The following is an 18,761-nucleotide window of genomic DNA, read 5'->3' as shown; positions in this document are numbered from 1 at the left end:
CTTGTGCCTGTTCAGTTTTTGATCATTGGGCAGGCTTGACAACCCATTAGGACCTCTTTAGAATAGCGCGCCCTAGGTACCATGTCCTGTAGAGGACGTCCTTCTAAAGGCGCGCTGTATAAAGCGTGAACCAGATATAGAGAATGAATTAATGGCTACTATTAATCAGCTTGTAAGAAAACCTCGCGTTAAGCAGGTTAAAAAGACAAACGTTCCTGCATTGGAAGCTTGTCCGCAGAAACGTGGTGTATGTACTCGTGTTTATACTACAACGCCTAAAAAGCCAAACTCGGCTTTGCGTAAAGTTGCTCGTGTACGTCTAACTAACGGTTATGAAGTTTCTTCATACATCGGTGGTGAAGGTCACAACCTTCAAGAGCACAGTGTTGTACTAATCCGTGGCGGTCGTGTAAAGGATTTGCCAGGTGTACGTTACCACTGTGTTCGCGGTACTTTAGACTTAGCTGGCGTTAAAGATCGTAAGCAAGGTCGTTCAAAATACGGCGCTAAACGTCCTAAGGGATAAAATTCCTGCTGCGGCGTTAATTGAGTTTTTGTTACTGCAATTCATTGGCTACTCGCCAATTTCACAGCACAAAAACTCAATTGCCTTGCACTAGAAATTTTTAATCTAGTCGGGCCGAGGTCTTAATGCAATTTAAATATTAAGGCTCTACAATTTAAAGAATAGTCTAGTAGCTGATCGTCCGATCGGCTATTTCACTATGTGAGTAAGGCCAGATAAGTGTCGTAACAGCTTATTCTGGATTGTCCTGAAGTTACACATGCATGAGGAAAATTTAACATGCCAAGAAGACGTATAATCGCAAAACGCGAGATCCTTCCTGATCCTAAATTCGGAAGTGAATTGTTGGCGAAGTTCATCAACGTATTAATGCTTGACGGTAAAAAGTCAGTTGCAGAAAAAATCGTTTATGGCGCGCTTGACATCATTTCTGAAAAGAAATCAGGTGAAGAACCATTAGAAATGTTTGAGAAAGGCTTAGAACACATCCGCCCAATGGTGGAAGTTAAGTCTCGCCGTGTTGGTGGTTCAACATACCAAGTACCAGTAGAAGTTCGTCCTGCTCGTCAGACTGCACTAGCCATGCGCTGGTTGACTGACGCTGCTCGTAAGCGTAGTGAAAAATCTATGCGTGAGCGTCTAGCTGGTGAAATTCTTGATGCTATCGAAAGTCGTGGTTCAGCTGTTAAGAAACGTGAAGACGTTCACCGTATGGCTGAAGCTAACAAAGCTTTCTCGCATTTCCGTTGGTAATCCAAGGAGTTTATTGTGGCACGTAAAACCCCAATTAAACGATACCGCAACATTGGTATCTGTGCGCACGTTGATGCCGGTAAAACGACAACAACTGAGCGTATTCTTTTCTACACTGGTCTTTCACATAAGATTGGTGAAGTACATGATGGCGCCGCGACAATGGATTGGATGGAGCAGGAGCAGGAGCGTGGTATTACCATTACTTCGGCTGCGACTACAACATTCTGGCGTGGTATGGATGCTCAATTCGACGAGCACCGTATTAACATCATCGACACCCCTGGACACGTTGACTTCACGATTGAAGTAGAGCGTTCACTACGTGTACTTGACGGTGCGGTAGTGGTTCTTTGTGGATCGTCTGGTGTACAGCCTCAAACTGAAACAGTATGGCGTCAAGCGAATAAGTACGAAGTTCCTCGTATGGTTTTCGTTAATAAGATGGACCGTGCTGGTGCTGATTTTGAGATGGTTGTTTCGCAACTTCGTGAGCGTTTAGGCGCGACTGCTGTTCCAATGCAAATGACAATTGGTGCTGAAGACGAGTTCAAAGGTGTTGTTGACTTAGTAAAGAACAAAGCAATTATCTGGAACGAAGAAGATAACGGCTTAACCTTCACTTATGAAGACATTCCTGCAGACATCGCTGACAAATGTGCTGAAATGCGTGAGTACATGGTAGAAGCAGCTGCTGAAGCTTCTGAAGAGATGATGGAAAAATATCTTGAAGGTGGCGAGCTTTCAGAAGAAGAAATCAAAGCGGGTATTCGTAAGCGTACGTTAGCTAACGAAATCATCCCTGTGTTTGGTGGTTCAGCATTTAAGAACAAAGGCGTACAAGCCGTTCTTGATGCAACTATCGAGTACATGCCTTCTCCTGTAGAAGTTAAAGCGATTCAAGGTACTGTTGACCTTGATGGTGAAGAAATCGAAACTCGTGAAGCTGATGACAATGCTCCTTTCGCTGCATTGGCATTTAAAATCGCGACTGACCCATTCGTGGGTACACTGACGTTCTTCCGTGTTTACTCAGGTGTTATCAACTCTGGTGATCACGTATACAACTCAGTAAAAGACAAGAAAGAGCGTATCGGTCGTATCGTACAGATGCACTCAAACAGCCGTGAAGAGATTAAAGAAGTTCGCGCAGGTGACATCGCCGCTGGTGTTGGTCTTAAAGACGTAACAACTGGTGATACTCTATGTGCCCTAGACAGCAAAATCATTCTAGAGCGTATGGAATTCCCTGAGCCAGTAATCGCGGTTGCTGTAGAGCCAAAAACTAAAGCTGACCAAGAGAAAATGGGTATTGCTTTAGGTAAACTGGCACAAGAAGATCCATCGTTCCGTGTACAAACGGATGAAGAGTCAGGCCAAACCATTATTTCTGGTATGGGTGAGCTACACTTGGACATTCTTGTTGACCGTATGAAGCGTGAGTTCAAAGTTGAAGCGAACATTGGTGCTCCTCAGGTAGCTTATCGTGAATCTATCCGTAACACGGTTGAAGTCGAAGGTAAGTTCGTACGTCAATCAGGTGGTCGCGGTCAGTATGGTCACGTTTGGGTAAAACTTGAGCCACAAGAAGCAGGTTCAGGCTTTGAGTTTGTTAACGAAATCGTTGGTGGTGTGGTACCGAAAGAATATATCGGTGCTGTACAAAAAGGTATCGAAGAGCAGCTTGAAAACGGTATTATTGCTGGTTACCCAGTACTAGACGTTAAAGCAACGCTTTATGATGGTTCTTACCACGATGTTGACTCGAATGAAATGGCATTTAAAATCGCTGGTAGTTTAGCGGTTAAAAATGCAGCTTCTACAGCGAATCCAGCATTGCTTGAGCCAATGATGAAAGTTGAAGTTGTAACTCCTGAAGAGTACATGGGTGACGTTATGGGTGACCTTAACCGTCGTCGTGGACTTGTTAAAGGTATGGGTGAAAACTCAACTGGTAAGGTGATTGACGCTGAAGTTCCACTTTCTGAAATGTTTGGTTACGCGACAGACGTACGTAGTTTGTCACAAGGTCGCGCAAGCTTTACGATGGAGTTTGCACACTATGCAGAAGCTCCAACGAACATTGCTGAAGAAGTGATTAGTAAGAATTCTTAATTTTAAATTTATAGTTCCAGAGAATTAGAGGAATTGAAAAATGGCTAAAGAGAAATTTGAACGTAATAAGCCGCACGTAAACGTAGGCACGATTGGTCACGTAGACCATGGTAAAACTACTTTGACGGCGGCGATTTGTACAGTATTGGCAAAAGTATACGGTGGTGCTGCACAAGCATTCGCAGACATTGACAATGCTCCAGAAGAGCGTGAGCGTGGTATTACTATTGCGACGTCACACGTTGAATATGAAACACCTTCACGTCACTACGCACACGTAGACTGCCCAGGCCACGCTGATTATGTGAAAAACATGATTACTGGTGCTGCACAGATGGACGGTGCTATCTTAGTATGTTCAGCAGCAGACGGCCCAATGCCACAAACACGTGAGCACATCTTGTTATCACGTCAGGTAGGTGTACCGAAGATTGTTGTATTCTTGAACAAATGCGACATGGTAGACGACGAAGAGTTACTAGAGTTGGTAGAGATGGAAGTGCGTGAACTTCTAGATCAATACGAATTCCCAGGTGACGACACGCCAATCATCCGTGGTTCAGCGTTGAAAGCTTTGGAAGGCGAAGAAGGTCCTTTAGGTCAAGATGCAATCGTAGCACTAGGCGAAGCATTAGATACTTACATCCCAGAGCCAGAGCGTGCGGTAGACAAGCCATTCTTGTTACCGATTGAAGACGTCTTCTCAATTTCAGGTCGTGGTACAGTAGTAACAGGCCGTGTAGAGAGTGGTGTTGTAAAAGTTGGTGAAGAGATTGAAATCGTTGGTATCAAAGATACGACGAAGACAACAGTTACGGGCGTAGAGATGTTCCGTAAGTTGCTTGACCAAGGTGAAGCTGGCGACAACGTAGGTGTTTTATTACGTGGTACAAAGCGTGATGAAGTAGAGCGTGGTCAAGTATTGGCTCACACAGGTACGATTAATCCACACACACGTTTCGAAGCAGAAGTGTACGTATTGTCGAAAGATGAAGGTGGTCGTCACACGCCATTCTTCAAAGGCTACCGTCCACAGTTCTACTTCCGTACAACAGACGTAACGGGTGCTTGTGAGTTACCGGAAGGCGTAGAGATGGTTATGCCTGGCGATAACATCAAGATGGACGTTACTTTGATTGCACCGATTGCGATGGACGAAGGTTTACGCTTCGCGATTCGTGAAGGTGGCCGTACTGTAGGTGCGGGTGTTGTTTCTAAAATCCACGAGTAATTTGGATTTAGTACGACATAAGCTGTAATAGCTTGTCAGGAAATAGCCTGTGCGAATTTCCTGCAAAAAACTTATCACTTAACTTGATAAGTTAGTTAGGGCCACTTTCTAGTGGCCCTTTCTTTTTTGTAACAAAATGTTACAAAACTCTTTCGCTGGGTCAGCGCCGTACCTAAAAGCTGTTTTCAACCCAATCTAGATTTTTATCTTGCATATCAAATACTTGTTTACATCTCTTCATATAAATCAATAGCTTAATCCGATAGTGTAAATTTCCCCAGTGCATTAAAAAAACTAATGTCGTAATTGTTTTTATTGCTTTTGCATATAATGAAATCCTTTGTTTATATGCATTTAATGCATTTTCGCATTAAAAAATATAATGGGGCTATTGTTGTGCCTGAAAAGGCATGCTAGTTTTAAAATAACACTGAAAGATTGTTGGGCTTTAGGAAACATTAGCAATGTAGCAACCCATTCCTAAAGTCTGTTCTGGATGCGTTATTGGAGAGAACTTAACTCTCTGAAGATATAGGTAATTACAAGGAGCTAGATAATGAATCCCCACAGATCGTTATTTGAAGCATTAATAGTTTACTCTGGCTTTGCCAAAAGACCTTTTAGTTTCAAGTGTTTTTTCTTAAGTTCCTTATTTCAAAACTTCCATCGACGACTTTATTCTTCCTGACTAAGTTAGCAGCATCGCTAAGATCAGTACGGTACTAATATAGGAACGCCATAAAAAAACACATGAAGCTGCTACCTAAAAAAAGTGTTAGCAGGTGGAGGAAAGAATGAAGAGTCTACAAAACAAGTTAAATCAACAGCTCATAATGCTGATCTCTTTAATCGTATTTGCAACGCCATTAATGGGTGCGGATGATGATGGTGACGGATTAGATGATGATACTGTCGATAATTGTCCCGCGATTTATAACCCTAACCAAGAAGACTCTGATGGTGATGGTTACGGTGATGCTTGTGATTCCGATGATGACAATGACGGTATTTTGGATTCAAGCGATAACTGTACGCTAATCGCTAACCCTGGTCAGGAAGATTCAGACGGAGATGGTATTGGCGATGTTTGTGACCCAGATATTGCAACTTGTGATGTTGGTGAGCGAATTGAGCCGATTATGACTCCTGACGCACAAGTTGCAAGTGGCGTGACAGGCGTGTGTTTACTTTGTGGTGTTAATGATGAAGGTAATGTCATTGATGCTGATCTGGATAACTTTGCAGAAATGTCTGTTACGGCGGGCGTATTAGCAGAAAGTTTTATCCGGGTAACCGATACTAGTCAGTCCTATATCGGCGATAATGTTGCAGGCTTTGTAGTAGAAGACCCTGGCACTCTTATTGATCTAACGCTTTTAGATTCAATCACGATTACAACCCTACTTAATGATACCCCACAAGAAAGTTTTAGTGGTAATAGCTTAGTGGCACTTAGTTTGTTAGCTGGCGGTAATAAAGCTTATGTGAGCTTCGATACCTCGCAAGAGTTTAACCAAGTGCAAATTGACTTAGGGAGTTTAGTCTCTGCGTTAAATGAAATTCAAGTATATTCAGCCTGTGTCGGACCTGCTTTAGATGATCAGGATGGTGACGGCATTGATGATAGTGTGGATAACTGTCCTGCGGTTCCTAACCCTGGTCAGGAAGACGTTGATGGTGATGGAATCGGGGATGCATGTGATTCGGATAATGATGATGATGGCATTGAAGACGGTGTGGATAATTGTCCAGTCGCCAATAACCCGCTACAAACCGATACTGATGGCGATGGCTTAGGTGATGCCTGTGACAACGATGATGATAATGATGGTGTTGATGATGATTTAGATAACTGTCCATTAATCAGTAACTCGGATCAAACTGACACCGATGGTGATGGTCAAGGCGATGCCTGTGATCTTGATGATGATAACGATGGTATTGATGATGGTGTTGATAACTGTCCATTAACAAATAACCCTGGCCAAGAGGATGCGGATGGTGACGGTGTTGGTGATGCCTGTGATGCCAATACGGATACTGATGGTGATGGTATTGATGACGGTGCCGATAATTGTCCTGCCGTGGCTAACCCAGGTCAGGAAGATTTAGACGGTGACGGTGTTGGCGATGCCTGTGATACCGATGACGATGGTGATGGTGTCGATGATGGCGTTGATAACTGTCCTGTGGACCCGAACACGGATCAGATAGACACCGATGGCGATGGCTTAGGTGATGCCTGTGATCCTGATGATGATAATGATGGTATTGATGATGGTGTTGATAACTGCCCATTAACGAATAACCCTGGCCAAGAGGATGCGGATGGTGACGGCGTTGGTGATGCCTGTGATGCCAATACGGATACTGATGGTGATGGTATTGATGACGGTGCCGATAACTGTCCTGCCGTGGCTAACCCTGGTCAGGAAGATTTAGATGGTGATGGTATTGGCGATGCTTGTGATACCGATGATGATGGTGATGGTGTCGATGATGGCGCTGATAATTGTCCTACCAACAGCAATCCAGGGCAAGAAGATCTGGATAACGATGGCATTGGTGATGCCTGTGATGCCGATGACGATGGCGATGGTGTTGATGATGGTGTTGATAACTGTCCAGTCACTAGCAACCCAGGCCAAGAGGACTTAGATGGTGATGGCATTGGTGATTCGTGTGATAACGACACTGATGGTGATGGTGTCGATGATGGTACTGATAATTGCCCTATCAATAGCAACCCGTTACAAGAAGACACCGATGGTGATGGCATCGGAGATGCTTGTGATACCAACAATGACTCGGATGGTGATGGCATTGATGATGGTGTTGATAACTGTCCAGCGGTTCCAAACCCGAATCAAGACGACCTAGACGGGGATGGTGCTGGTGACGCCTGCGATGATGATGATGACGGTGACACAATTGATGATGGTGTTGATAATTGCCCATTAGTCAGCAATACGGACCAGCATGACTCAGATGGCGACGGTTCGGGTGATGCTTGTGATACCGATGACGATGATGACGGTATCGATGATACTGCCGACAATTGCCCACTCATCAGCAACCCTAGCCAAGAAGACGCTGATGGTGATGGCTTAGGCGATGCTTGTGATACCGATAATGATTCTGATGGAGATGGTATCGACGATGGCGTTGATAACTGTCCTGCCATCGCAAATCCTGCTCAGCAAGATACTGATGGGGATGGTTTAGGTGATGCCTGTGATTCGGATGACGATAACGATGGCGTGGATGATGGTCCAGATAATTGCCAATTCGTTAGTAATACAGGGCAAGAGGATGCTGATGGCGATGGTGATGGTGATGTCTGTGACAACGACGACGATAACGACAGCGTTGAAGATGGCGTAGATAACTGCCCCTTAGTCAGCAACCCTACTCAAGTTGATACCGACGGTGATGGTGTCGGTGATGCCTGTGATAGCAATACAGACAGCGACGGTGACGGTATTGATGATGGTGCTGACAACTGTCCTGCAACTAGCAACTCGGATCAGAGTGATGTTGACGGAGATGGCGTGGGCGATGTCTGCGACAACGACGACGATAATGACGGCGTTGAAAATGACGCGGATAACTGCCCAGCAACTAGCAACCCCGGCCAAGAAGATAGCGATGGAGATGGCGCTGGAGATGCTTGTGATAACGACGATGACAACGATACAGTGGATGATACTGCTGATAATTGTCCTGTTATCTCCAACCCAGATCAGTTGGACTCTGACGGCGATGGTATAGGGGATGCCTGTGATACTGATGATGACAACGATGGCGTGGAAGATGACCTCGATAATTGCCCGTTAACAGGTAACCCAGGCCAAGTCGATACTGATGGCGATGGTATCGGTGACGCTTGTGATACCGATGATGACAATGATGGCTTAGATGATGGTGCTGACAACTGTCCTCTAGTAAATAACCCGTCTCAGATAGATACAGATGGAGACGGTGTGGGCAACGCTTGTGATACTGATGACGACGATGATGGCATTGAAGATAGTGATGATAACTGTCCGCTAGTCGTTAACGTAAACCAAGCCGATACCGATCAAGATGGCATGGGGGATGCTTGCGATGACACTTTGAGGACTTCCGTTTCAGGGGGTAGCAGCTCCGTCATCTTGTTAATTATGCTGATGACAATGTTAATTACACGTAGGTTAAAGAGAGGTTATATCAATGATTTCAAGTAAGAAATTGCAAGGCTTGACTGGCGGCTTTCTGTTACTAACATTTATGTTTGTCCCATTAAAAGCCTATGGCGATGCAGCTTCTAAATGGTATTGGGGCGTTGGTTATGGTGTTAGTGATCTCGAACCTGAAGGTGAGTCAGCTGGGTGGAGCGCCAGTGATAGCTCTGACAATGGTTTTAAGCTGTATGCAGGCCTAGATATCAATTCACATTGGGGTTTTGATATTTCTTATTATGATTTAGGAACCGCTGGGCTTGCTAATGAAGATCCCGCACTAAACCAGCAATATCCTAATGAAGGAATCAACTATAGAGTAATCTCTGGAGTTATGAACTACTTCCCTTGGTCACAGGAGGATAATGATATTGATATTTATGGCAAGCTAGGTGTTTCAGCGATAAGAAATACTGCCAACACGGCTGCTGATGGAACTAACAATATGTTCCTACCTTCATATGAAGAAGAAACATCTTTGCAGTTTGCTTTTGGATTAGGCCTAAAGTGGGACCTTGGAGAGAATCTATTTATGCGGGCTGAAGTAGAAAGCTTTGCCAGTGATGCGCACTTCTACAGCTTACAATTTGGTGGGTATTTTTAACCCCCCTGAAAGGCTCTCATTATCAGCCCCTCTTATTAAGAGGGGCTTTTTTTTATCTAAAGCACCTGGAGTTAAACTCAAGCACTTTTACGGTGTGGTTTTGAGACCTAGTTGATTTTTCAATGTGATACTGTCGAAAGATTTTACAGTCGGTCGCATTTAAGATGACAATCTATGTCACTTGGAGAGACTAGGCACTCATGAAAACAACGATACAGAGGCTGGCATTACTGGGGTTAATGTTTCTGATAGCCGCTTGTAGTGGTGGCTCAGACAGCGAAGAGCCGAATAATCCGCAGCCAGGCTCTGGAGAAGATCCTCCGGCCCATGTTGAACCTCCCACCTCAGGCAAAGCGTCGCGCTTCTTGCAGCAAGCTACTTTTGGTGCGACGACAAACTCAATTGATCGCGTAGTGGATATGGGCTATGCGGACTGGATTGATTGGCAGATGTCCTTATCACCAACAAAACACCTTCCTTACTACAACCAGTTTAGCTTTGATCCTGACAGTACCTGGAGTTTGTATGTTGATGCCTGGTGGCACCGAACTTTAAAAGCTGAAGATCAATTGCGCCAGCGTGTGGCATTTGCATTGAGTGAGATCTGGGTCGTTAGCCAGTATGGAGTTGACTCAGGTGGCGTTGATGGAAACAAATCCCTATCAAATTATTACGACATACTGCTTGAGCAAAGTTTCGGGAATTATCGTGACTTAATGCAAGATGTCACGCTTAGTCCGGTGATGGGTGAGTATTTGAGTATGTTGCGCAATCGTAAGCCGGATCTTGAGCGAAACATTCGCCCAGATGAAAACTATGCCCGTGAATTAATGCAGTTATTTACCGTCGGTTTAGTTGAGCTTAATTTGGATGGCACTCCAAAACGAGATGCTCAGGGCAAGACAATACCAACCTATGATCAAGATGACATTGAAGGGCTAGCGCATGTCTTTACGGGTTGGACTTGGCAAAATGCTGAGACGTTTTGGTGGTGGGGTGAAAACCGTGACTTGTTGAGCCCTATGAAAGCTTTTCCGGACTATCATGCTGAAGGTGAGAAGCGCATCATTAATGGTGGTGTGATTCCCGCGGGGCAAACGCCAGAACAAGATTTAAACCAAGCACTGGATCATATCTTTAATCACCCCAATGTGGGCCCTTTTATTGCGAAACAGCTGATCAAAAAATTAGTCACTAGCAATCCTTCGCCGGAGTACGTTGAGCGTGTCGCTACTGCATTCAATGATAATGGAAGTGGTGTACGAGGGGATATGAAGGCTGTGATTAAGTCGATACTTTTGGATGAAGAAGCGATAACGGGGGAGTCTGCTCATGACAAACCTTTTGGTAAGTTGAAAGAGCCCATTCTGAAATTAACAGCTTTCTGGCGTGCTTTTAATGCTAATACTGGGACAGGAACGTTTGAGTTCCGTTGGGTTGATAGTGACTTTGCGCAAGGGCCATTGAAATCGCCAAGTGTGTTTAATTTCTTTTCGCCTAACTATCAGCCTGCTGGTGCATTAAAAGACGCTGACATCAATGCACCAGAGTTTGAAATTCACACTGAGGGCACCATGGCAAAGATCACAAATCATCTTCATTGGAGGTCCTTGAGTATGAACAATTTAGAGCGTACTTCACCAAATGCAAAAGACATCATTGTAAACTACAACACTGAACGCAATTTGGCAGAGTCAAGCGATGAAGAGTTGATTGAACATCTGGATACGTTGTTGCTCGGCGGCACCATGAGTGAACATATGAAGTCAGTACTTACTGACTATTTGGCATCTTTTAATGCCGACAATCCTGAACGCAAAGCTATAGAAGCCGTGTCTATGGTCATCACTTCGCCAGAATTTGCGGTACAACGATAGGAGCCTGATGATGAATAGACGCGATTTTATAAAACTCGGTTCCGCTGCAATTGCGACCTCTGGGCTAATGAATGTGAGTCAGTCTGCACATGCGCTTAGTATTCCCACGGGGGATTATAAAGCGCTGGTATGCATATTTTTATTGGGAGGTAATGATGGGTTCAATATGGTGGTGCCGACCAGCGACTTTGATTACAACGAATATGCTGCCTCGCGCCAAAATATGGCGATAGCAAAAGCTGATTTATTGCCTGTTTCGCCTTTATCGCATGGAGGGAGTAGCTTCGGCTTTCACCCGCAGCTGTCTGAATTACAGGGGTTATTCAATAACGGTAAAGTGGCGGTGATGTCGAACGTTGGTAATTTAGTTGAACCTATAACACGACAACAATTTTTAGACCACAGTAAACCATTGCCTGATCAGTTGTTTTCACACAACGATCAGCAAGATCAGTGGCGCTATGTTGACCCACAAGTGCAAAAGTCAGGGCTTGGCGGTCGTGTGATGGATTTAGCTGTTGCGAATAACCAAGATCCTCTATTAACTGGTATTGCTATTGATGGCCGCACCAACTGGTTGAGTAGCCAGTTGAATTTAGATCTTTCTATTGGTCGTAATGGCTTTGATCAATATGGTTATGTCGCGCCCGACAAAAGCTGGACACAAAATCGTCGTGCCGCATTTAAAGAGTTATTAAGCAATAACTACAATGACCCTTTTACTGATGAATTTAAGGGGCTACAGTCTCGAACCATGGACTTAGTTGAACGTGTGGGTGCTCAGATTGATACAGTTCCTGAGTTTACGACTATCAAACCTGAAGGGAGCCTAGCGACCAAACTTGAGATGGTGGCTAAATTAATTGCCATTCGTGCTGAGTTAGGTATGGAGCGTCAGGTCTTTTACGTTGGCATGGGGGGATTCGATACTCACGATGCTCATATTAATACTCAACAACAGCTGTTCACTGAATTAAGCCAGAGTATGAACTATTTTTATGACGTAACCACCGAGCTAGGCGTGCAAAATAATGTGACGAGTTTTACCAGCTCAGAATTCGGTAGGACCTTGACCAGTAATGGTGATGGTACCGATCACGCTTGGGGCAACCATCAGTTGGTCATGGGGGGCGCTGTTCGCGGTGGAGATATTTATGGACAGGTACCAAGCTTAGAAATCGACGGTCCTGATGATGCCAATAACGATGGACGTATTATTCCTACCACTTCAGTGGAACAATTTATGGTAAGTCCGCTTCGCTGGTTCGGTTTAACTGATAGCGAGCTGAATAGCGTGATGCCAAATCTATCATCTTTCGATGCGAACGCTGTCGACTTTATGCTTTAGTTTAACTCTCTGTAACCTGTGTTAGTCTTTCAGCCCCTTGATTAGGGGCTTTTTTCTGCCTGTAACATTTGTCCATAATACCACTCTAATAAGGGTGAGGTTGTTCAAGGTGTAACAAGCTCATAATCCTTCCTAATACCCAAGCTACTGGAGGTGTCGATAATGAACTGGCATGAGGTGATTTCATATGCGAATAACGGTAACCCGAGCCCACCGCGTACAGTATCTAAAACAGAAGCCGAGTGGCAGCAAGCGCTATCTGCTGAAGAGTACCGCGTGATGCGCTTAAAAGGTACAGAGAGCGCATTTACTGGTGAGCACTGTAATGTGTTTGAGGCAGGAGTTTATGCCTGCTCCAGTTGCGATGAAAAATTATTCGATGCTAATCAGAAGTTCGAGTCGGGCAGTGGTTGGCCGAGCTTTACCGAGCCCTTGAAAAAGGGTGTGATACGGTATGATAGGGATAATAGCTATGGCATGACACGTATTGAGGTCAGCTGTAATGTTTGTGGTGGCCACTTGGGGCATGTATTCCCTGACGGCCCTGAGCCAAGTGGATTACGTTTTTGTATTAACTCGGTCTCGCTGAAACCGGTCTCTTAAAAGAGCCTCTTAAAAGAAGTTCTTATTAATAAAATGGAGGATAAAATGACTCATAAAGCAACATTTGGTGGCGGCTGCTTCTGGTGCGTTGAGGCGGTGATGCAGCAATTAAAAGGTGTTGAGTCGGTCGTTTCGGGCTATACCGCAGGCGATACGGATGATCCGACATACCGCGAGGTGTGCTCAGGACAGTCTGGTCATGCGGAAGTGGTGCAGGTCATATTCGATCCTGAGATCATTAGTTATCGAGATTTGGTAGAGGTTTTTCTGACCTCGCATGACCCAACGCAAGTTGATGGGCAGGGTGCGGATATTGGTACTCAGTACCGCTCAATGATCATGTATCACGATGATGAGCAGCGAGCAGTGGCGGAAACGGTGATGGACCAGATGGCGCCGTTGTTTGATGCACCCCTAGCAACCGAGTTAGTGGCTGAAGAAACCTTTTATCCTGCTGAAGATTACCATCAGGATTATTACGCCAATAATGCCATGCAACCCTACTGTATGGCGGTGATAAACCCAAAGCTGAGTAAGTTGCGACAAAAGCACGCCGAAAAGCTTAAAACATCCTAGTAACCATGCCCGCACTATTCTTTGGTGCGGTGCCATCGATAAGGAGCACCCATGAAAGCTATTTGGAATAATATTGTCATTGCAGAATCGGGCGATACGGTGGTGGTCGAGAATAATCACTACTTTCCACCAGAGTCGGTTAACTTTAATTATTTTAGCCCTTCAAACCACAAAACGACCTGTTCATGGAAGGGAGAGGCCCAATATTATAATATAACGGTAAGTGGGCAGACCAACAAAGACGCTGCCTGGTATTACCCTGAGCCATTGGAAAAGGCCAAGCCGATTAAAGGGTATCTCGCCTTTTGGCGCGGGGTAGACATTGAAGACTAAGACGTTACAGATCGACGGTTATGGTTAGAGCTGTCGAAATTAAGGAGGCATTAGTGACCTATCAAGCAATTCATCATCCGATGGAAAAAATGTTTACGGTTGTTTTGGACCAGGGTCATGAAGCAAAGGTAACTTATTCGCAACAGGGAATGGTGTTACACCTAGACTACTCTGAAGTCCCCGAAGCTCTGCGCGGCAAAGGTTATGGCGGCACCATGATGGAGGCGGTATTGCATGCCATTGAGCAGGAAGGCTTTAAAGTCGTCCCTGAGTGCTCTTACATTAAACACTATATGGATACCCATAAGGATTGGGCGCACTTACGAGCCAGCTAATCAGCTTTCACATAGTGAGCATATTGTTGCCTCAGGGTGGCTAGCTTTGGGTCAATGTAGGTTTTACAGAAAGGTTTATCAGCATGTTTGAGATAGTATTGCTGGTACTTTTCGTCATTCAGCTTAAAAGCTTTAAATGGCAATACTTGAGTCACGTACTCTTTGGCATTCTCGTCGGCAAGCTCGGCAAGAATATGCTTGGCCTGTGACATTTGCTCATTATTAAACGTATAGATGGCGCTTCGGTACTTTTGACGGAACTTATGCGCGGAACTGCTACTGTGAGTTAATAAGTGTATATGAACCAGATCCTTAAGAGAGATGTGTTCCGTATTAAAGGTCACGATGACCGCTTCAGAAAAGCTTTCTGCATCGCCCTCAGAAGCGATCCACCCTTGTTCAACTTTCGCCACACCCTTTAAGGACGCAAAGACCGCCTCGGTACACCAGTGGCAACCACCGCCAAAACCGATTTGTGTCAGTAACTCGTTTCTCATAGAATGCCCTTGTTTCGTGTGATCTGGGGGTTAGAGTCGGTTTGGACGAAATCGTTACACATCCCAAGTGTTTTTTCGCCTCTAACGCTTGAAATTATTTGCTTTTCTGCCTTGCAATCCCTATTGCGATCCCCTATAATTCGCGTCCCTTTGTAGGCGTAACGGCCACTATTAGGGTTGTTCTTGCGAAGCAATTTCAGACTTTAGTGTAAAGTAAGTTATTGATTTTGCTAACAACAGGCTCGATTTGAGTCTGAAACAAGTTTGGTAACCGCACCCCTCACGAGTAGTAGGGTGGAGCGGTTTTTTATGTTCTTTTAATTAATATAGTGGAGTTCTTTGCAATGGCAAAGCAACGTATTCGAATCAGATTGAAAGCGTTTGATCACAAGTTGATTGATATTTCGACTTCAGAGATCGTAAACACCGCTAAGCGTACTGGTGCTCAGGTTAAGGGTCCTATTCCTTTACCGACGCGTAAAGAACGCTTCACCATCTTGACTTCACCACACGTGAATAAAGATGCGCGTGATCAGTATGAAATTCGTACGCACAAGCGTTTAGTGGACATCATCGAGCCAACAGAAAAAACAGTTGATGCTTTGATGAAGTTGGATTTGGCAGCTGGTGTTGATGTTCAAATTAGTCTTACTTAAGACTAGTGACATCAGTAGCAAGGTTATAACCATTTCGGTTGAGGTTTAAAACATGGCTATCGGAATAGTAGGTATAAAACGAGGAATGACTCGTGTCTTCACTGAAGACGGCGTGTCTATCCCGGTTACCGTAGTAGAAGCCGACCCAAATCGCATCACTCAGCTTAAAACAGCTGATGTTGACGGTTATGAAGCGGTTCAAGTGACTACAGGAAGCCGTAAGGCAAACCGTATCAGTAAAGCGGAAGCTGGACATTATAAGAAAGCTAACGTAGAAGCTGGTCGTGGTTTGTGGGAGTTCCGTGTGGACTCTTTAGAAGGTTTCGAAATTGGCGGTGAAGTCAAAGTTGAAGTTTTCGAAGAAGGTCAAAAAGTTGACGTAACTGGTACCTCTAAAGGTAAAGGTTACGCTGGCGTAATTAAGCGTTGGAACTTCCGTGGTCAAGATACAACGCACGGTAACTCATTAGCGCACCGTGCTCCTGGTTCTATTGGTCAAAACCAAACTCCAGGTCGCGTATTTAAAGGCAAGAAAATGTCTGGCCACATGGGTGCTGAGCGAGTCACTGTACAAACTCTAGAAGTTGTACGTGTAGACGCTGAGCGCAATTTGTTATTAATCAAAGGTGCCGTCCCAGGCGCTACCGGCGGTGATGTGATTGTACATCCTGCTGAGAAAGCCTAGGCCAAGAGGAGTTGACTATGGAACTTAGTTTGACATCTGGCGGCGCAATAAAGGTTTCTGAGGTAGCTTTTGGCCGTGAATTTAACGAGTCATTAGTTCACCAAGTAGTAGTTGCTTATATGGCTGCTGCTCGTGCCGGTACTCGCGCACAAAAGAACCGTAGCGCTGTAAGCGGTGGTGGTAAGAAGCCATGGCGTCAAAAAGGTACAGGTCGTGCCCGTGCAGGTACTATCCGTAGCCCATTATGGCGCAAAGGTGGTGTAACTTTCGCTGCGCAACCACAAGACTACACTCAAAAAGTTAACCGCAAAATGTACCGCGGTGCGATCCAAAGCATTCTTAGTGAATTGGTTCGTCAAGAGCGTTTGATTGTAGTAGAAGAATTTGCTGTTTCAGCTCCGAAAACTAAAGAGTTGGTTGGCAAGTTGAAAGAACTAGATGCTAAAGAAGCGTTGATCGTGACTGAAGAAGTTAACGAAAACCTATTCTTAGCGTCTCGTAACTTACACAAAGTTGACGTTCGTGACGTTCAAGCTATCGACCCTGTAAGCCTAATCGGTTTTGACAAGGTTGTGATGACTGTCGCGGCTGTTAAGAAAGTAGAGGAGATGTTGGGATGAACCAAGAGAGACTCTTAAAAGTTCTTCTAGCGCCTCACGTTTCTGAAAAAGCGACGATTTTGGCTGAAAACGACAACCAATTCGTTTTCAAAGTAGCTAAAGACGCTAACAAGCGTGAAATCAAAAAAGCTGTAGAAACTTTGTTTGAAGTTGAAGTCGATTCAGTTCGTACTTTAAACATGAAAGGTAAACGTAAGCGTTTTGGTCTACAAGAAGGCCGTCGTCCAAACTGGAAAAAAGCTTACGTCTCATTGAAGCCAGGTCAAGACCTTGACTTCGTTGGCGGCGAGTAACAAGGAGATTAGTAATGGCAATTGTAAAAGCTAAACCAACTTCTCCAGGACGCCGCTTTGTAGTCAAAGTGGTGAATTCTGACCTGCATAAGGGTAAACCTCATGCAGCTTTATTAGAGAAGAAATCAAGAAATGGTGGTCGTAATAATAACGGTCGCATTACGACTCGTCACGTTGGTGGCGGTCATAAGCAACATTACCGTTTAATCGACTTCAAACGTAATAAAGACGATATTACTGGTACCGTTGAGCGTCTTGAGTACGATCCGAACCGTAGTGCACACATTGCACTAATCTGCTACGCAGACGGTGAGCGTCGTTACATCATTGCTCCTCGTAACTTAAATGCTGGTGATTCTATCGTTTCTGGTGAGCGCGCTCCGATTCGTGTCGGTAATGCCTTGCCAATGCGTAACATCCCTGTAGGTTCTACCGTTCATAACATCGAACTTAAGCCTGGCAAGGGTGCGCAAATAGCTCGTAGTGCGGGTGCTTATGCTCAGATTGTTGCACGTGAAGGTAACTATGTGACCTTGCGTTTACGTTCAGGCGAAACACGTAAAGTGTTGTCTGAAGGTCGCGCGACTATCGGTCAGGTAGGTAACTCAGAGCACATGCTACGTAGCTTGGGTAAAGCTGGTGCCACTCGCTGGCGCGGTATTCGCCCGACGGTTCGTGGTGTGGCTATGAACCCAGTTGACCACCCACATGGTGGTGGTGAAGGACGTACCTCTGGTGGTCGTCATCCTGTGTCTCCATGGGGTACGCCTACTAAAGGTAAGAAAACTCGTAGCAACAAGCGCACAGACAAATTAATTGTCCGTCGCCGTAATAAACGATAGAGGATAGCACAGTGGCACGTTCGTTAAAGAAAGGCCCATTCATTGACCTTCATTTATTGAAGAAGGTTGAAGAAGCTGCGGCCTCTGGTTCTAAGAAACCAATTAAAACATGGTCTCGTCGTTCAACCGTTTTCCCGGAAATGGTTGGTCTGACGATTGCCGTTCACAATGGTCGTCAACACGTACCAGTCTTCGTTTCTGAAGACATGGTTGGCCACAAGTTAGGTGAGTTTGTATTAACTCGTACCTATCATGGTCACGATGTTGATAAGAAAGCCAAGAAGCGATAAGGCGAGGAGTGGAAGATGGAAGTAGCAGCTAAATTGCGTAACGCCGCCATCTCGGCACAAAAAATGCGTCTTGTTGCCGATCAGATTCGTGGCTTACCAGTAGAAAAAGCGTTGAACACTCTTGAATTCAGCCCAAAGAAAGCGGCTCGTCTAATCAAGAAGGTTCTTGAGTCTGCGATTGCAAATGCTGAGCATAATGAAGGCGCTGATATCGACGAGTTGAAAGTTTCAACTATTTTCGTTGATGAAGCGGCGACAGCTAAGCGTATGCGTCCGCGCGCGAAAGGTCGTGGCGACCGCATTTTAAAGCGTAATAGCCACGTCACCGTTAAAGTATCGGATAACTAGGAGAAGGTA

20 protein-coding genes are annotated in these 18,761 nt (G+C 45.0%); 19 read left to right on the top strand and 1 reads right to left on the bottom strand.

The annotated features are described in order from the left end of the window. Positions 1 to 151 precede the first annotated feature (151 nt). From rpsL to TQ33_RS09745, 12 genes are all read left to right on the top strand, one after another. On the top strand, positions 152 to 526 hold the full coding sequence (rpsL, locus tag TQ33_RS09800; protein WP_046561892.1) for a 30S ribosomal protein S12: 375 nt from the start codon (positions 152 to 154) through the stop codon (positions 524 to 526). 279 nt (positions 527 to 805) lie between these two features. After that, complete coding sequence (gene rpsG, locus TQ33_RS09795; RefSeq protein WP_046561891.1) at positions 806 to 1,279, top strand: 30S ribosomal protein S7; 474 nt, start codon at positions 806 to 808, stop codon at positions 1,277 to 1,279. 15 nt (positions 1,280 to 1,294) lie between these two features. Further along, positions 1,295 to 3,394, top strand: a complete 2,100-nt coding sequence (gene fusA / locus TQ33_RS09790; protein WP_046561890.1) for an elongation factor G — start codon at positions 1,295 to 1,297, stop codon at positions 3,392 to 3,394. A 40-nt stretch (positions 3,395 to 3,434) separates the two neighbouring features. Beyond that, positions 3,435 to 4,625, top strand: a complete 1,191-nt coding sequence (gene tuf, locus TQ33_RS09785; protein ID WP_046561889.1) for an elongation factor Tu — start codon at positions 3,435 to 3,437, stop codon at positions 4,623 to 4,625. Between the two features lie 794 nt (positions 4,626 to 5,419). After that, a complete protein-coding gene (locus TQ33_RS12215; RefSeq protein WP_052735277.1) occupies positions 5,420 to 8,851 on the top strand; it encodes a thrombospondin type 3 repeat-containing protein in 3,432 nt (1,143 codons plus the stop codon). Further along, entirely contained in the window at positions 8,838 to 9,449 is a 612-nt protein-coding gene (locus TQ33_RS11690; protein WP_052735276.1) for an outer membrane beta-barrel protein, read from the top strand. The genes TQ33_RS12215 and TQ33_RS11690 overlap by 14 nt, the downstream gene beginning before the upstream one ends. A 200-nt stretch (positions 9,450 to 9,649) precedes the next feature. After that, on the top strand, positions 9,650 to 11,326 hold the full coding sequence (locus tag TQ33_RS09770) for a DUF1800 domain-containing protein (RefSeq protein ID WP_084616990.1): 1,677 nt from the start codon (positions 9,650 to 9,652) through the stop codon (positions 11,324 to 11,326). A gap of 7 nt (positions 11,327 to 11,333) precedes the next feature. After that, a complete protein-coding gene (locus TQ33_RS09765) occupies positions 11,334 to 12,674 on the top strand; it encodes a DUF1501 domain-containing protein (protein ID WP_046561888.1) in 1,341 nt (446 codons plus the stop codon). 162 nt (positions 12,675 to 12,836) lie between these two features. Continuing rightward, positions 12,837 to 13,277 (top strand): peptide-methionine (R)-S-oxide reductase MsrB, encoded by a 441-nt coding sequence (gene msrB / locus TQ33_RS09760; protein ID WP_179944368.1) that lies wholly within the window; start codon positions 12,837 to 12,839, stop codon positions 13,275 to 13,277. 45 nt (positions 13,278 to 13,322) lie between these two features. Next, on the top strand, positions 13,323 to 13,853 hold the full coding sequence (gene msrA, locus TQ33_RS09755; protein ID WP_218915766.1) for a peptide-methionine (S)-S-oxide reductase MsrA: 531 nt from the start codon (positions 13,323 to 13,325) through the stop codon (positions 13,851 to 13,853). Between the two features lie 51 nt (positions 13,854 to 13,904). Then, entirely contained in the window at positions 13,905 to 14,186 is a 282-nt protein-coding gene (locus TQ33_RS09750) for a DUF427 domain-containing protein (RefSeq protein WP_046561886.1), read from the top strand. A 53-nt stretch (positions 14,187 to 14,239) separates the two neighbouring features. Next, positions 14,240 to 14,521 carry a GNAT family N-acetyltransferase gene (locus tag TQ33_RS09745; RefSeq protein ID WP_218915765.1) on the top strand — a complete coding sequence of 94 codons (282 nt, stop codon included), beginning with the start codon at positions 14,240 to 14,242 and terminating at the stop codon, positions 14,519 to 14,521. Here TQ33_RS09745 and TQ33_RS09740 read toward each other — a convergent pair. Then, positions 14,518 to 15,018: a peptide-methionine (S)-S-oxide reductase gene (locus TQ33_RS09740; protein WP_046561885.1), complete on the bottom strand. Its 501-nt coding sequence runs from the start codon at positions 15,016 to 15,018 to the stop codon at positions 14,518 to 14,520. The two genes, TQ33_RS09745 and TQ33_RS09740, sit on opposite strands and share 4 nt — an antisense overlap. A 344-nt stretch (positions 15,019 to 15,362) precedes the next feature. On the opposite strand from TQ33_RS09740, the gene rpsJ reads away from it, so the two are divergent. From rpsJ to rplV, 7 genes are read left to right on the top strand one after another with little or no spacing between them, the layout of a single operon-like run. Beyond that, complete coding sequence (gene rpsJ / locus TQ33_RS09735) at positions 15,363 to 15,674, top strand: 30S ribosomal protein S10 (RefSeq protein WP_046561884.1); 312 nt, start codon at positions 15,363 to 15,365, stop codon at positions 15,672 to 15,674. Between the two features lie 52 nt (positions 15,675 to 15,726). Then, positions 15,727 to 16,359: a 50S ribosomal protein L3 gene (gene rplC / locus TQ33_RS09730; protein WP_046561883.1), complete on the top strand. Its 633-nt coding sequence runs from the start codon at positions 15,727 to 15,729 to the stop codon at positions 16,357 to 16,359. 17 nt (positions 16,360 to 16,376) lie between these two features. Beyond that, positions 16,377 to 16,979, top strand: coding sequence for a 50S ribosomal protein L4 (rplD, locus tag TQ33_RS09725; RefSeq protein ID WP_046561882.1), 603 nt, complete (start codon positions 16,377 to 16,379; stop codon positions 16,977 to 16,979). Beyond that, on the top strand, positions 16,976 to 17,272 hold the full coding sequence (rplW, locus tag TQ33_RS09720; RefSeq protein WP_046561881.1) for a 50S ribosomal protein L23: 297 nt from the start codon (positions 16,976 to 16,978) through the stop codon (positions 17,270 to 17,272). The genes rplD and rplW overlap by 4 nt, the downstream gene beginning before the upstream one ends. 14 nt (positions 17,273 to 17,286) lie before the next feature. After that, positions 17,287 to 18,114: a 50S ribosomal protein L2 gene (gene rplB / locus TQ33_RS09715; protein ID WP_046561880.1), complete on the top strand. Its 828-nt coding sequence runs from the start codon at positions 17,287 to 17,289 to the stop codon at positions 18,112 to 18,114. Between the two features lie 11 nt (positions 18,115 to 18,125). After that, positions 18,126 to 18,404 carry a 30S ribosomal protein S19 gene (gene rpsS, locus TQ33_RS09710; protein ID WP_046561879.1) on the top strand — a complete coding sequence of 93 codons (279 nt, stop codon included), beginning with the start codon at positions 18,126 to 18,128 and terminating at the stop codon, positions 18,402 to 18,404. Positions 18,405 to 18,419: 15 nt separating this feature from the next. Further along, positions 18,420 to 18,752 (top strand): 50S ribosomal protein L22, encoded by a 333-nt coding sequence (rplV, locus tag TQ33_RS09705; protein WP_046561878.1) that lies wholly within the window; start codon positions 18,420 to 18,422, stop codon positions 18,750 to 18,752. Positions 18,753 to 18,761 lie beyond the last annotated feature (9 nt).

The organism is Kangiella geojedonensis (assembly GCF_000981765.1).
In the GTDB taxonomy this organism is placed as follows: domain Bacteria; phylum Pseudomonadota; class Gammaproteobacteria; order Enterobacterales; family Kangiellaceae; genus Kangiella; species Kangiella geojedonensis.
This window is presented reverse-complemented; position numbering and strand designations above follow the sequence as displayed.